General features: G+C 66.6%; 9 protein-coding genes and 3 tRNA genes. 8 read left to right on the forward strand and 4 right to left on the reverse strand.

Annotated features, from left to right (window positions below):
- Window positions 1-195 precede the first annotated feature (195 nt).
- From CA833_RS15960 to CA833_RS15995, 8 genes are all read left to right on the forward strand, one after another.
- Window positions 196-1,242, forward strand: coding sequence for a rod shape-determining protein (locus tag CA833_RS15960; protein WP_142633493.1), 1,047 nt, complete (start codon window positions 196-198; stop codon window positions 1,240-1,242).
- 119 nt (window positions 1,243-1,361) lie between these two features.
- Window positions 1,362-2,255 carry a rod shape-determining protein MreC gene (mreC, locus tag CA833_RS15965; protein WP_142633491.1) on the forward strand — a complete coding sequence of 298 codons (894 nt, stop codon included), beginning with the start codon at window positions 1,362-1,364 and terminating at the stop codon, window positions 2,253-2,255.
- A complete protein-coding gene (locus CA833_RS15970; protein WP_142633489.1) occupies window positions 2,255-2,800 on the forward strand; it encodes a rod shape-determining protein MreD in 546 nt (181 codons plus the stop codon). The genes mreC and CA833_RS15970 overlap by 1 nt, the downstream gene beginning before the upstream one ends.
- Entirely contained in the window at window positions 2,797-4,959 is a 2,163-nt protein-coding gene (gene mrdA, locus CA833_RS15975) for a penicillin-binding protein 2 (protein WP_207078617.1), read from the forward strand. Before CA833_RS15970 ends, mrdA begins: the two co-directional genes overlap by 4 nt.
- Window positions 4,959-6,071, forward strand: coding sequence for a rod shape-determining protein RodA (rodA, locus tag CA833_RS15980; protein ID WP_207080135.1), 1,113 nt, complete (start codon window positions 4,959-4,961; stop codon window positions 6,069-6,071). The genes mrdA and rodA overlap by 1 nt, the downstream gene beginning before the upstream one ends.
- A gap of 114 nt (window positions 6,072-6,185) precedes the next feature.
- Window positions 6,186-6,261: transfer RNA gene (locus CA833_RS15985), tRNA-Lys, on the forward strand.
- Window positions 6,262-6,288: 27 nt separating this feature from the next.
- Window positions 6,289-6,364 (forward strand) — tRNA-Lys (locus tag CA833_RS15990).
- 28 nt (window positions 6,365-6,392) lie between these two features.
- Window positions 6,393-6,468 (forward strand) — tRNA-Lys (locus CA833_RS15995).
- A 121-nt stretch (window positions 6,469-6,589) separates the two neighbouring features.
- Here the strand turns inward: CA833_RS15995 and CA833_RS16000 are convergent.
- The 4 genes from CA833_RS16000 to CA833_RS16015 form a co-directional block, all read right to left on the reverse strand.
- Window positions 6,590-6,823: a hypothetical protein gene (locus CA833_RS16000; RefSeq protein WP_142633485.1), complete on the reverse strand. Its 234-nt coding sequence runs from the start codon at window positions 6,821-6,823 to the stop codon at window positions 6,590-6,592.
- Between the two features lie 961 nt (window positions 6,824-7,784).
- Entirely contained in the window at window positions 7,785-7,979 is a 195-nt protein-coding gene (locus tag CA833_RS16005) for a hypothetical protein (RefSeq protein WP_207078618.1), read from the reverse strand.
- Window positions 7,979-12,277, reverse strand: coding sequence for a translocation/assembly module TamB domain-containing protein (locus CA833_RS16010; RefSeq protein ID WP_242526142.1), 4,299 nt, complete (start codon window positions 12,275-12,277; stop codon window positions 7,979-7,981). The genes CA833_RS16005 and CA833_RS16010 overlap by 1 nt, the downstream gene beginning before the upstream one ends.
- Complete coding sequence (locus tag CA833_RS16015) at window positions 12,277-14,658, reverse strand: autotransporter assembly complex family protein (RefSeq protein ID WP_207078619.1); 2,382 nt, start codon at window positions 14,656-14,658, stop codon at window positions 12,277-12,279. The genes CA833_RS16010 and CA833_RS16015 overlap by 1 nt, the downstream gene beginning before the upstream one ends.
- Window positions 14,659-14,722: the final 64 nt, after the last annotated feature.

The raw sequence follows: 14,722 nt of genomic DNA on the forward strand, positions 1-14,722 counted from the left end.
TCACGAACTGTTCCCATCCCTAGCGACGAAGCGCGAGGAATTCGAGACGGACCCCCGTGGATTCCCCCCGGAAAATGACACAAAATTTTGGCGTTTCGCAAATCGATGGGCTAAGGGGCTGTCTCTCCTTCAAACAAGCCGGCCACGCCGTCCCCCAACAGGGCGGCAATCGGCCTGAAAGACAACGGATTACTGATGGCCTCGCCCTTCTCGCGATTCTTCAAGCTCGGCTCCCAGAACATGGCTATCGACCTGGGTACCGCCAATACGCTCGTCTATGTCCAGGATCGCGGGATCGTGCTGAACGAACCGTCGGTGGTCGCCATCGAGACGCTGAACGGCGTCAAGAAGGTCAAGGCCGTGGGCGACGACGCCAAGATGATGATGGGCAAGACGCCCGACAACATCGAAGCCATCCGCCCGCTGCGTGACGGCGTGATCGCCGACATCGAAATCGCGGAAGAGATGATCAAGCACTTCATCCGCAAGGTGCACGGCAAGAAGAACCTGTTCCGCTATCCGGAAATCGTCATCTGCGTGCCCTCGGGCTCGACCTCGGTCGAACGCCGCGCGATCCGTGACGCCGCCTCGAACGCCGGTGCCAGCCAGGTCTACCTGATCCTCGAACCGATGGCCGCCGCGATCGGCGCCGACATGCCCGTCACCGAACCGGTCGGCTCGATGGTGGTCGACATCGGCGGCGGCACCACCGAAGTCGCCGTGCTGTCGCTGCGCGGCCTTGCCTACACCACTTCGGTGCGTGTCGGCGGCGACAAGATGGACGAAGCGATCGTTTCCTACGTGCGCCGCCACCACAACCTCCTGATCGGCGACGCCACGGCGGAACGCATCAAGAAGGACTACGGCATCGCCACCATCCCGGCGGACGGCATCGGCGAAACCATCCACATCAAGGGCCGCGACCTCGTGAACGGCGTGCCCAAGGAAATCACCATCAGCCAGGCGAACGTCGCCGAGGCGCTGGCGGAACCGATCGGCGCGATCATCGAAGGCGTGCGCATCGCGCTTGAGAACACCGCTCCGGAACTCGCCGCCGACATCGTCGACCAGGGCATCGTGCTCACCGGCGGCGGCGCGCTGATCCAGGGCCTGGACGACTATCTGCGCGAAGAGACCGGCCTGCCGGTCAGCGTCGCCGAAGATCCGCTGTCCTGCGTCGCGCTCGGCACCGGCCGCGCGATGGAAGACCCGGTCTATCGCGGCGTCCTGATGTCCGCATAAGCGTTCGCGCGGGCGGCGCGGCCATGAGGCACGCGCCGCCCGTTTTCTATTCCGGCACCAGGTTGCCGGCTGAGTAATCCCGGCGGACCGTCCGCCCTTGTTTCAGGAGTGCATGGCGCATGGCGCCGCCCGCAAACAGGCGCTCCAGCTATTCGCGCAGAGCGCAGTATACCACCTTCCTGAGCTACTCCGCGGGCGTGTTGGGCGCCGTCGTGGGGCTGGGGCTCGTGGTGGTCTCGCTGGTCAACCCCGATTTCTTCTCCCCGTTGCGCGGCCTTGCCGCCGACGCGACCGAGCCTGCCAGCCAGGCGGCGGCCAGCGGACGCACGTTCGGGCACGATGTCGTCGCCAACGTCACCGGTTTTTTCCATACCGGTAGCGAAGACGCGCGCATCCGTCGCGAACTGGCCGAAGCCAAGGTCCGACTTGTCGAGGCCGAAGCCACCAAGGCGGAGAACCAGCGGCTCAAGGGCCTGCTCGGCATTGGCGACAAGGACGCCAATCCGGTGGCCTTCTCGCGCCTCACCGCCTCGACCGGGGCCAGCACGCGCCGCTATGCGACGCTGGGCGCCGGACGTGACAAGGGGGTCGTCACCGGCATGCCGGTACGCTCGCCCATGGGGCTCGTTGGCCGCGTGCTCGAAGTGGGCGCCTCCAGCTCGCGCGTTCTGCTGATCACCGACAGCGAGAGCCTCGTCCCGGTGCGCCGCGCCAGCGACGGCGTTCCCGCCTTCGCCCAGGGGGCGTCCGACGGGACCTTGCGCATTCGCCTGATCAACCTTGGCCTCAATCCCTTGAAGAAGGGCGACGTGATGGTCACGTCCGGGTCCGGTGGGCTCTACCGCCCCGGCACCCCGATCGCGATCGTCACCGACCTGCTGCGCGACGGCGCCATTGCCCGCGTGCTGAGCAACCCTTCGGATACCGATTACGTCATGGTCGAACGCACCTGGGCACCGCCGCCGCCACCTCCGGCCGCCACCACCGCCGCCAAGAAGCCGGGCAAGCCCTGATGGCGCTCCGCTCCGGCCACGGCCAGCCCCGGCGCAGCATCAACCGGGCCCCCTCGCCGCTCCTGGCCCACTCGGTCCCCTGGCTGACGATCATGCTGGGATCGCTGGCGCCGTCGTGGCTGATGATCGCCTCGGCTCCGGTGATGCCGCCGCTCGGCTACCTGGTCTTCCTTGCCTGGCACCAGCTGCGTCCCGGCCTGATGCCGATCTGGGCCGGCCTGCCGCTCGGGCTGTTCGACGACCTGTTTTCCGGACAACCGTTCGGCTGCGCGGTGCTGCTCTGGTCGCTGTCCTCGATCGTGATCGACATCGTCGAGACCCGCATTCCCTGGCGCCACTTCCTCATCGAATGGCTGGTGGCGAACGGGCTGATCGTTACCTACATCCTGCTGTGCCTCGTCTTTGCCAATTTCGGCGGAGCCGACGCCCCTCTTCGTGTGATCGTACCGCAGATCGTGATTTCCGTGCTTTCCTATCCGCTTGTCGGCCGTTTCGTGGCCCTTGCCGATCGCTTCCGCCTGAAGCCGCTGCTGGTCGGCCGATGAAGATCAACTTCCGGCGCCTGATCGAGCCGCGCCACGTCAGCGCGGGCACGTTGCGCAACAGCTTCGACCGCCGCAGCCTCGTGGTCGGCGGCATCCAGGGCGGCATCGGCGTGCTCCTGGCCAGCCGCATGGCCTGGCTGGCCATCGGCCAGAACGCCAAGTACGAGCTGGAGGCGGAGAGCAACCGCGTCAACCTCTCGCTGATCCCGCCGCGCCGCGGCTGGCTGCTCGACCGCAACGGCACTCCGCTGGCCTCGAATCGCGCCGACTTCCGGGTCGACGTGATCCCCGAGCGCATGGGCGACAAGGCACAGACGCTGGGCACCTTGCGCCAGCTCCTCAACATGACGCCGATCGCCGTGCAGGACCTCGAGGACAAGATCGAGAAGGCGCGCGGCTTCGCACCGGTCGAAGTTGCCAGCGGCCTCGATTTCGAGCGATTCGCCTCGGTCAGCGTGCGCCTGCCCGACCTTCCCGGCGTCGTCACCCAGCGCGGCTTCTCGCGGTTCTATCCGCTCGGTCCCTCGGTCGGCCACCTGATCGGCTATGTCGGCCCTGCCTCTGCCGAGGAGTACGAGAAGGACCACGATCCCGTGCTCATCACGCCGGGCTACAAGGTCGGCAAGGACGCGCTCGAGAAGTTCTACGAGAAGGACCTGCGCGGCAAGCCCGGCGCACGCCGCGTCGAAGTGACCGCCTCGGGCCGGATCGTGCGCGATCTCGACACCCGCGAGGACGTCCCCGGCAAGACCATCAAGCTGACCATCGACGCCGGTATCCAGGACTATGCCGCGCGCCGCATCGGCATCGAATCGGGCGCGGCGGTGGTCATGGACTGCCAGACCGGCGACATCCTCGCGATGTGCTCGATGCCCAGCTTCGATCCCAACAGCTTTTCCGACGGCATCGGCCGCCTCGAATGGAAGATGCTGTCGGACGACGACCATGTGCCCCTGCGCAACAAGGTGCTGCGCGGGCTCTATCCGCCCGGCTCCACGGTCAAGCCGATGGTGGCGCTCTCGTTCATGGAAGCAGGCCTCGACCCGAACGAATCGGTGTTCTGCGGCGGCGGCCTGCGTGTCGGCAACCGCGTGTTCCACTGCTGGAACCACCGCGGCCACGGCCAGGTCAACATGGCCAAGGGCATCTACCAGAGCTGCGACGTCTATTTCTACCACTTCGCCCAGCGCATCGGCATGGACCCGATCGCGGCGATGGCGGGCCGCCTCGGCCTCGGCCACGATTTCCCGCTGCCGGTCTCCGGCCAGTCCTACGGCACCGTGCCGAACCCGGCGTGGAAGCTGAAGAAATACGGCAAGGAATGGCAGACCTTCGACACGGTCAACGCCACCATCGGCCAGGGCTACTTCCTGGTGAACCCGCTGCAGCAGGCCATTCAGGCCTCGCGGCTTGCCAGCGGCAAGATCATCATGCCGCGCCTGATCCACGGCAGCGACTACGAAGCCCCCAAGTCGCTCGGCATTGCCGAGGAGCACCTGGCCTACATCCACCAGGCCATGTCCGACGTCGCCAACGGCCCAGGCTCGGCGCCGCACGCACGCCTGCCCTTCCCGGACATCAAGCTGGCGGGCAAGACCGGCACCGCCCAGGTCGTCGGCCTCAACATCGGCAACGGCAAGGGCGGCCAGTGGAAGCACCGCGACCACGGCCACTTCATCTGCTTCGCGCCGGTGGAGAACCCCCGCTACGCCTGCTCCGTCGTCATCGAGCACGGCGGCGGTTCGGGGGCGGCCTATCCGGTCGCCCGCGATATCATGACCTACATCTTCGACAAGCAGAAGGGCATGGATATCCTGACCGAGCTGGAACAGGGCTGGGGCGGCACGCCCAAGCAGCGGCTCGACGCGCGATACCGCAAGTATGCCGCCGAATACGGTGTCGGCGCCCCGGCCGTGTCGTCCGAACAGGAAAGCGCGGCGGTGGACCAGTCCAATTCCGCACCGGAAGCCGCGCAGCCGATCGTCCGTGACGCGCAGTCACCCGCGCCCGAACCCGCCGCCGCGGCCAATCCGGCGGCGGGCACGGCCCAGCCTGCCTCGGCGTCCGCTTCGGGGGCCGCCTCGGGGTCCGCATCGCCCCCCGCGTCCTCTTCCACTCCGACTGCGACACCCGCGCAAACCCCCGGAAATCCGCAATGATCAGCCGCTCCATCGTCCCCGACACCATCGCCCGCCAACCCTGGGCGATGCTGGTGCCGCTGATGGGGCTGGTCTCGCTGGGCGGCGCGGTGCTCTATTCGGCAGCAGGCGGCAGTCTCCAGCCTTATGCGCTGAGCCACGTCCTGCGCTTTTTCGTGTTCCTCTGCATGGCCATCGTCATTTCCCGCTTCAGCCGGGACATGTTCCGGATGGCCGCCTATCCGATCTACGGCACCATCGTGATCCTGCTGGTGCTGGTGGAGGCGATCGGCGCGGTCGGCGGCGGCAGCCAGCGCTGGCTGAACCTCGGCTTCATGACCCTGCAGCCCTCGGAACTGATGAAACCGGCCATCGTGCTGGTGCTGGCGCGGTTCTACGAGACACTGCCCCACGCGATGACCGCCAGCTGGCGCGGCCTCGTTCCCGCTGGCCTGCTGATCCTGCTGCCGGTCGCCTTCGTGGCGATCCAGCCCGACCTCGGCACCGCGCTGGCGATCTGCTTTGGCGGCGGCGTGACGATGTTCCTGGCGGGCCTGCCAATGTGGTGGTTCGTCAGCGCGGGCGTGACCGCACTGATCAGCGCCCCGATCGCCTTCTTCACGGTCCTGCACGACTATCAGCGCAACCGCGTGCTGACCTTCCTCGATCCCGAGAGCGACCCGCTGGGCACCGGTTACCACATCACCCAGTCCAAGATCGCGATCGGTTCGGGCGGCATATTCGGCAAGGGCTTCGGCAACGGCTCGCAAAGCCACCTGCAATACCTGCCCGAACCGCACACCGACTTCGTCTTCGCGACGATGTCGGAGGAATGGGGCATGGTCGGCGGCTACTTCGTGCTGCTGGTCTTTGCGGTCATCCTCACCTGGGGCATGCGGGTCGCCCGCAGCGCGCCGGACCGATTCTCCAGCCTGCTGGCCGCCGGCATGACCGCGACGATCTTTTTCTACGTCGCCATCAACCTGATGATGGTCATGGGGCTTGCCCCGGTGGTCGGCATTCCGCTGCCTTTCATGAGCCACGGCGGCACTTCGATGATGACCAACATGATCTGCATCGGCACGCTGATGGCGATCAACCGCTGGAATACGCGCCCCAGCAGCCTTTCCTGAAAAAAAATCGAACTACCCCCTTCCCATCCAAATTTTTGCCGTTATAGGGGCCTCTCCGCCGCCGAGGAGGAGCCCGCAAGGCTCTGAAACGGCAGCCCGGACAGGGTAAAGTGTGGACGCATAGCTCAGTTGGTAGAGCAGCTGACTCTTAATCAGCGGGTCCTTGGTTCGAGCCCAAGTGCGTCCACCAGTCCTGTCCTTGCACGGAAACGTGTGTGGACGCATAGCTCAGTTGGTAGAGCAGCTGACTCTTAATCAGCGGGTCCTTGGTTCGAGCCCAAGTGCGTCCACCATTTCCGTCACTTACGCGGCAACGCGTGTGGACGCATAGCTCAGTTGGTAGAGCAGCTGACTCTTAATCAGCGGGTCCTTGGTTCGAGCCCAAGTGCGTCCACCACCGCGCCTTTCAGCGCATTTTCCTTCCGATCGAAACCTGCCTCGCGACAGAGCGCGAATCGCACCTCGTGACGGGTGCCCCCCAGGCTCCTCTCCCCATTTTCAGGTCAGGTCAGGTCGGCTCAGCAGCCGCGCGACTTGGTGTGGTGGTCGTAGTCATGACCCGGCGCACCGGCCGAATGTCCGTTCGCGTGGCCCTGCGAGGTGTAGAAGCCCGGGGGAAGCCCCTTCTTGCCCGCAGCGTTCGCCTTGGCGACACTTGCCGCAAGGTCGCCCGCCTTGGTGCCGGCGAGTGCCGGACCGGAAATGGCCAGCGCGATCCCGAGCGCGGCTACCGTGAGTGCAGTCCTGTTCATAGACTATCCCTTTCCTTGGTAACGCCGCCGCTGCCCTGCGTTGCAAGCAGGGACGGGCGACGGCTCCCGAGGTCTGGGGCCTCCATGGTTAGAACCATCCTACGCAGCTTCGTATAAGAACGCATTTAACCGAACTTAACGATGTTCGTTATGACGGCGTCAGCCATGCCGTAAGGGCGGGCCCGGCCAGGCACTGCGTCTCGCCGGAAGGCACGCAGCTTGGTGAACGGCACAGGGAATCCGCTAAAAATATTTCTGCCGCGCCGGGAGGAAAGCCCTCGGGGAGCGCCAAGACAACGCAGGGCCGGGGTACGCCGCCATAGCGCCCCCAAACTCCGCTCAAGCCGAGCTAGCGCTGCACGAAGCCCATTCAGCGAATGGTCACGCGCCGGGTGCGGGCTTCGACAAGCTCAGCCTGAGCGGGGTGGGGTTTAAATGCGGAACGGCAGGAAACGCCCCATAGCGGACGCCGGCCGAGTGTGCCATGCTTGCGCCGTGACCTCCGTTCGAGCCATTCTTATTGCCACATTTACATGGATGGGTTCAGCATGCTCGCCGAGCATCTCATCAATGGCCTGCAAGGGCATGTCAAATTCAGATGCAGTGGAGTTGGCACGAGAACAAAAGCGCGGAATGCTAAGCCGTTCTTCCCTTCCTTATCAGCGCAATTTCGCGTCTGACGTCGCCGAGTTGGCGGAGGACCCCACCAACTACGTGGCTAAAGTTAGTTTCAAGGGTGCAGATGGTCGAACGCTTGTCGGATTGATCGACCAAGACTGTTACGTGGGATGGACCGAGCACTGACCACTTCCCATCCAAACCAGACCTTCCACCCCCGCTCAGGCTGAGCCTGTCGAAGCCCCTTGAGGCGCGGCGCACGGCTTCCCATTCTTCGACAAGCGCAGGATGGCCCCTGCCCGCCTCGCCCAGCCCGATCCGCGCAAAACCTCTCGGCCGCGACCTAGCGGCCAGCCTCACCCGCTGCAGGTGCGTCTTCCGCCGGAGGGAGCGCACTGCCAGAGGCCTGGGCGTCGATCTCCTTGACCTTTGCGCCGATGCTGTCCTGCGCGGCCTTGTAGCGCTCGTCGAAGCTGGGCTCGCGGTGGCAGGCCGCCACGAGCACCAGCAGGGCCACGCAAAGGGAGGCGCGCCGCATCAGTAGTCCTTCTTGATCTTCACGTTGAGCGAGTTGACCCCCGAGCCGCCCGCCTGGCTCAGCACCGACAGCCACTTGGTCACGCTGACTTCCAGCTGCGTCGCGGTGAAGCCGCGCGCGTCGGTGATCAGTTCGACATAGATGTCGTCCGTCAGGTACTGCCCGGCGGCGAGCGCGGTGCCGCGCCCGGTGGTCTGGTCGGGGCTGAGGATGCGCAGGCGGTCGATGCCGGTTGCCGAACGCAGCTTGCCCAGCGGATTGAGGCCGCCCCCGCTTGCCCGCAGCGAGTTGAGCGAGGTCGCCAGCTGCACCGCCTGGATCGCCGAAAGGTTGGCGATCGAGCTGCCGAACAGGATGCGCGAGAGGATCTCGTCATCGGGCAGGCTCGGGTCCGAACTGAACTCGATCTGCGGGTTGTAGGCCCTGCCGCTGACCGAGACGGTCACCGCCACGTCCTCGATCGTGTCGGTTGCGGCGATCGAGACCGAAGGATCGATGGTGCGTCCGCCGTTGAACGAGATCTTGCCCGACGAGATGTCGAACGAGCGCCCGGCAAAGTCAAGGTTGCCGCGGATCAGCGTGACGTCGCCCGCCATCGTCGGCGCGGCGCTGGTGCCGCCCACGGTGAAGTCGGCCGACCACTCCGAATCGAGCCCCATGCCCGAGACGTAGAGCTTTTCCGGCGCCTTGAGGTGCAGGTCGAGACGCAGCGTCGAGAACGCGGTCAGTATCGGCTCGGCCTGCTCGTCGCCGGTCACGCGGGTCGGCCCGGTCTTCGGCTTGAAGCGCACGCCGGTGAGCTGCGGGATCTCCACGGCCCCTTCCCGCACGATCTGGTAGCGCGTTTCCGGCAGCCGCAGCTCGCCCGAGAGGAGGGCCTTCTCGCCCGCCCGCTTGGTCAGGTTGACGGTGCCGGTGGCGCTGGCCGAAAGCGAGGAGCTGCGCGCCAGCCGCGCCTTGTCGAGCTTGACCGCGAGGTCCATGGGATAGCCTTCCGCCGCCGCCAGGCTCATCCGCCCGCTCGCGCTGACGGTGCCGCTGCCGGCATTGGCATTGAGCGACTGCAGTTCGAAGTTGTTGCCGTTGAAGCGGCCTGCCAGCGTCATGTTGGTCAGCTTGGTGCCGTAGGCCTGGTATTCGTATGTGAGGTCACGCCCCTTCACCAGACCGTTCACGCAAGGATCGGTGAGCTTGCACGAGAAGTCCGCCGCCAACCCGACCGAGCCGACCAGCGTCTGCCCGGGCTGTCCGGCGAACGAGAACAGCGTGTCGGCCGGGCCGTTGTAGCGGATGCCTCCGCCCAGCGGCGCTTCCAGCAGCCGCTGCGACCAGGTGCCGCCACCCGCCGGAAGCGGCCGCAGCGCCGCCTCCATGCGCCCGACGACACTGCCGCGCTTGCGGATCACGGCATGGGCCTCGGCGCCGTCGCTCACCAGCTTGCCGAGGAAATTGATGTCCACCGGCTGGCTGATCGTGCTGGAACTGGTGCGGGTGAAGTCGGTGATGGTCAGGCGTGCATCGGCCTGCGGGAAGGCATCGCTGCCGGCCTGGGCAAAATCGAAGCTGCCGCTGGCACTGCCGCCAAGGCCGTAGCCCGGCACGAAGGCATTGATGACGCCGACGTCGAAATTCTCCATCCGGCTCTCGAAACGCATGCCTTCGCCGTACTTGCCCGCCACGCGTGCCTGGCCGCGGCCGAACGACAGCGTGGTCGGCAGCAGTTCGTAGCCGTCCTTGCCGGGCACGATCCGCGCAGGGCTGAGCGTGCGCAGCGACTGGCCGCGAACCCGCCCGGAGAGCGCCACGCGCCACATCTCGGGCGCCAGGTCGGCATTGACGCCGAGCTTGAACGGCACCCCGCTAACCCCTTCGATCAGGCCCTTGGCCTGCCCGCGCCCATCGCGGTAATCGACCAGCACGCGCGCGGCGGCCAGATCGAGTGCGCCGATCGAGGTGCCGGCAAGCTGGGCATCGGCAACCACGGTGGGCTTGTCGTAAAGCACCGCGCGCCCGTCGATCAGCGCCGAGCCGATGGTCAGGTTGGCAGGCCCTGCAAACGTCGCGTCCTTGGCGCGCAGGTTGAAGTCCACGGCCTGGAACTTGCCTTCGGCCGCCAGCCGCAGCGCGCCGCCGATGCCGTTGCCCTTGGCGGTCAGTTCACCGGCGAACGGCCCGGCCGCGGTCTGCGTCATCTGCCCGGCAAAATCGACGCCGGACAAGTTGCCGCTGTTGATCCGGATCGCCATCTGGCGGCCCATCAAGAGGTTCACGTCGGCCTTGAGCGGGCCGTAGTCGGTGTCGCTCCGGACGTCGAGGCGGTAGCCGCCGCGCACGCCGGTGATCCGCGCATCGAGATTGGCGAGGCCGATCCCGAAGCCGGGATGCTCGGCGGTAAGGTGCGCGTCGGGATTAATCAGCGTACCCGTGACCCTGACGCCAAGCGCGCCGTAACGCTGCGAGGCGCCGCGCGCGGTAAGCGCGATCCGGCCCGCAGGCGACCAGCTGCCCTGCCCGTCGACGATCCGCAGATCCGGCGCGTTCATCCTGAGCGCGGCGAAACGCACGATCCCGTCCGAACCGTAGCGCACCCGCGAGGAGGCCGCGAAGTTGCCGCCGAGGTAACTTTGCAGGGTCGAGTTGAACAGCTTGCGCGAGCGCGCGTGGACCGTGCCTTCCAGTGCGAAGCCCTGGTTCTCGCTCTTGAGGTCCATGTTCGTGCGAATGTCGAACAGGCCGACGCTCTCGAGGCGGTAGTTGTCGATCTTGCCGTCGATGGCGCCGGTGTAGAAACCCTTGCCCACATCGGCGACCAGGATCAGCCCGGCGTCGATGCGGTCGGACTTGAGGCGCATGTTGTCGGACAGCACCCGCGGCCCGTCGATGGCAATGTCGCCCTTGAGGGTGACATTGGCCAGGGTGCCGCCAGCCACGGTGTCGAGCCCGACGATGCGCCGCACGCGGGCATCGAGGGGGATCAGGATCTTGTCGGCATCGACCCGCGCGGCGCCCTGCGCGCTCAGCCCTTCAAGCCCCATGTCGTTCATCATCAGACGCGCGGCATTGATCTTGTAGGCAGCCTTTGGCGCGGTGAAGGCACCGTCCAGCGCGAGCGAGGCGGTCAGCCCCGATCCGCCGAGGTTCTTCGCCATCACCGTGGGCTTGAGCAGCGCGAACTGCAGGCGCAGGTTCTCGAAACTGTTGGCGGATAGATCGATCACGCCGTCAGGGCGCAGGGTGAAGGCATCGCTCGACACCAGGCCCGACAGCCTGGCCTTGCGCTTGTCCAGTGCTGCCGTGAGATCGACGTTCGTCACCGGCCCCAGCAGACCCGCGGTCGGGCCGGTGAAGAGCCGGGCGATCCGGGTCGGCCCCTTGACGACGAACGTGCCGTCCCGCGCGGTCAGTGCCAGCCGCGCCATCTCGCTGCCGCCAAGATCGGCATCGAACGTGCCGTTCCAGGTCTTCCAGTCGCCCTTGCCGTCGAGCCGCAGCGCCATCGGCTGCTTGAACCCGCCGAGCGCGGCGATCACGCCGCCCACCGGCGCATCGACGTCGGCCTTGAGCGCCAGCCGGTTCCTGGCGGGCACGGCATCAAGCACGAGATCGAAGCGGTCCCCGCCCTCCCCGTTCTTGACGGCGCCCTTGATCGCCACCGTGCCGCCCCTGGCAAAGACCTGCGCGCGGCCATCGGCGATATGTGCGCGGCCGTCGACGGTGAGGATGCGGCGCACCCCGGCCACCGGCGGCTCGGCGACGAACTGGCCGATCCGGAGGCGGCCGACGTCGATGTCGAGATCGGGCAGCAGCGGCTCGGTGCTGGGCGGGGTCGGCTTGAACCGGGGGGAACGGCGCAGGACCATCCGCTCGGCCACGGCGCTGCGCACGTCGACGTGCTTGTCGAGATAGGCGAAGGGGCGCCAGTCGACATCGATCTCGGGCGAAAACAGGAACTCGCCCTGCGGGTCGCTGACCGAGAGGTCGTGCAGGGTCATCCTGCCGTAGAGCGAACCCTCGATCCGCCCGACCTTGATGCGCATGCCGTTGTCGAAGCGCAGCCCCGCGATCTGCTCGGCGACGAAGCGGTGGCCGGGGCCGGTATCGATGCCGAAGATCAGGGCCCCGGCCAGCAGCACCGCGCCCAGCACCACGGTGACAACCGTTTTCAGGGCACGAATGCGCAGGCGCCGTCCAAGCGTGAGCCGGGGCCGCTCGTTCGTCTCGTCCCCGGTCACTGCCATGTCCGCTTCCGGCAGGTTTCCGCTCTCTGCCGGGGGCAGGTTGTCTTCTTCGCCGCTCATCAGAAGGCCTGTCCGATCGAAACGTAGATATTGAGGCGCGATTCGCCCGGCCGGCGGTCAATCGGCGTGGCGAGATCGAGGCGCATCGGTCCGAAATTCGTGTAGAAGCGGCCGCCGATGCCGACGCCGTAGCGCAAGTCGTTGAACTGCGGGGTGGTCTGCCGATAGGCCTGCCCGGCATCGACAAAGGCGACGATGCCATAGTTGCCGAAACGGTAACGCGCCTCGACCGACGCCTCGTTGAGACTGCGCCCGCCCACCGCCTTGCCGTCGGCGGCCTGCTCGCCCAGCGCCTGATAGCTGTAGCCGCGCACCGAGCCGCCGCCGCCGGCGTAGAGCCGCCGCGACGGTGCGATGTCGAACAGGCCGGCACCCTTGATGGTGCCGAGGCGCACACGCCCCGCCAGGACAAGACTGTCGGTCACCGGGAAGTAGCCGGAACCGTCGATCCGGCTGCGGATATAGGGGTTGAAACCGCCCTTCACGGTCGCTTCCGGCTGGACCAGCGCGGTCAGGCGAAAGCCCTTGGTGGGGTCGAGCAGGCTGTCGGTCTGGTCGAAACCGAGCTGTCCGTTCACCCCGGCCACGTAATAGAGCTTGCGGTCGCGCGTGCCGGTTGCCGTGTTGTAGTCGGTCTCGCCGGTGATCAGCGTTTCGGCGCCGACGGCATACGTGATCTTCTTCTGCCAGAGCGGCGTGGAATCGCGCGCCATGCGGATGGCGATGCGCCCGGTATAGGCGCTGTAGGCGTCGTAGTCGTTGTGGAACGCCTCGGTCACCAGTTCCAGCGTGCGATCGCGCTGCCCCGAATTGGAGCGCCTGAACGTCGTCGACAGCCCTTGCTGCTTGGTACCCGCGATGGCGCTGACGATCAGCGCGCCTTCAGGCGGGAACAGGTTGCGATGGGTCCAGCTGGCCTGGGCGCTGAGCCCCTCGCCCGTGGCATACCCGATGGTACCGGCAATCGTGCGCGGCGGCCCGGCGTCCTGCTGGACGTGCAGGGTGACGTATTCGGTACCGTCGCTCCCCGCGGATTGCCCGGTCTTGCGGGGCTCGACAGCGATCGTCGAGAACAGGCTGGTCGCGATCAGCGCCTTGCGCAAGTCGTCGACCTTGCGGCTGTCGTAGAGATCGCCCTTCTTGAACCGCGCAAGCACGCCGATGTGCTTGGCATCGAAGGCCAGATCGCCCGAGGTCGTGAACCCGTCGAAGCGGCCGCGCGGGCCGACGTCGACCGGCAGCGTATAGACACCCTCGCCGCTATCCGGGTCGAGCAGGATGTCGCGGTCCCCCACTTGCGCGAAGGCATAGCCGTTTTCGGGAAGCGCCAGCGCCACTTGCGCCTCGGCGCCCTGCACACGCTGCGCGATGATCGGCTCGCCGCGCTTGAGTGCGAGATTGTCGGCGATGAGGCTTGGCGGCACCGTCGGGTCGGCTTTCACGACGATGTCGGAAAGCGTGTAGCGCTTGCCCGGCGACACCGTCATCACCGCGGTCAGCGCAACCTTGCCCTCGTCGTTGCGATCACGCTGGACCCGGGTACGGATGACCGGCGAATACCAGCCCTCGGACGCGAGCACGGTCTGCATGAGCGTCGCATCCTCCGCCAGACGCGCGCGCAGCATCGCGATATTGGCGGCCTTGCCGTCCCCTTTCTTGAGGGCGGAATGGGACTTGAACTCGGCCAGCAGATCGGTGTCCGCGGCCTTGTCGGCCTCCTCCACCCCATCGATCCGCATCGCATAGGCGACTTCGGTGTCCTTGGCCTCTTCCTCGGCCTCGGCGAACTGGACCGGGGTCACTTCGAACTGGTCGATCGGCGGCAGGGGTGCGGTCAGTTCCGCGTCCCGAACCGGCGCGGTGCCGATGGTTTCGGTTTCGGCGGTGGGAGCCGCCGCCTGCTGGACGGCAGCGCCCGCCGAGGCAGAAGCAGCAGGAGGCGCCGGGGCAGGAGACTGGACAGGAGACTGGGCATTCGCCGCCTTGCCATCGCCCGCCAGTCGCTTCTCGAATTCGTCGATCGTCTCCAGCGGCTTGCCAAGTTCGGGATCGTCTTCGGCGCCCAGCCTGGGGATCGAACGGTTAAACTCGTCGTCGGAAATGACCGGCTTCACATCGGGCATCACCGCATCGGCAGGCGGCGCCGGCACGGCAAGCTTTCCGGCCTGCAGGGTATCGTTCTCGTCGGGCTTTCCGGCATCCGCGCCTCTCGCATCAGGCCGCCTGGCATCGCTGCTGTCTGCCGCCGGGCTGGCCGGATCGGCTTGCTGCGCGCGCGCAGGCGTACCGGTGAGCGCCAGCACGAATGCCAGCGTCGCCAATCCGGCGCCTTCACGCACCAGTCGGGAACCGATGGCGGCGTGATCGCTTGGTCCTGGCATGAGCAGACTTATGAATACCCCCTGTAGCGTCCGGCCTTGCGCAGACCGGCCCGATAATCAACCG

The sequence above is a fragment of the Novosphingobium sp. KA1 genome (assembly GCF_017309955.1).
Classification (GTDB): domain Bacteria; phylum Pseudomonadota; class Alphaproteobacteria; order Sphingomonadales; family Sphingomonadaceae; genus Novosphingobium.

Coding starts and splice junctions, on each gene's coding strand:
- mreC (WP_142633491.1), top strand. CDS start 1,362: ATGGCGCCGCCCGCAAACAGGCGCTCCAGCTATTCGCGCAGAGCGCAG.
- mrdA (WP_207078617.1), top strand. CDS start 2,797: ATGAAGATCAACTTCCGGCGCCTGATCGAGCCGCGCCACGTCAGCGCG.
- CA833_RS16005 (WP_207078618.1), bottom strand. CDS start 7,979: ATGCGGCGCGCCTCCCTTTGCGTGGCCCTGCTGGTGCTCGTGGCGGCC.
- CA833_RS16015 (WP_207078619.1), bottom strand. CDS start 14,658: ATGCCAGGACCAAGCGATCACGCCGCCATCGGTTCCCGACTGGTGCGT.
- CA833_RS15970 (WP_142633489.1), top strand. CDS start 2,255: ATGGCGCTCCGCTCCGGCCACGGCCAGCCCCGGCGCAGCATCAACCGG.
- CA833_RS16010 (WP_242526142.1), bottom strand. CDS start 12,277: ATGAGCGGCGAAGAAGACAACCTGCCCCCGGCAGAGAGCGGAAACCTG.
- CA833_RS15960 (WP_142633493.1), top strand. CDS start 196: ATGGCCTCGCCCTTCTCGCGATTCTTCAAGCTCGGCTCCCAGAACATG.
- CA833_RS16000 (WP_142633485.1), bottom strand. CDS start 6,823: ATGAACAGGACTGCACTCACGGTAGCCGCGCTCGGGATCGCGCTGGCC.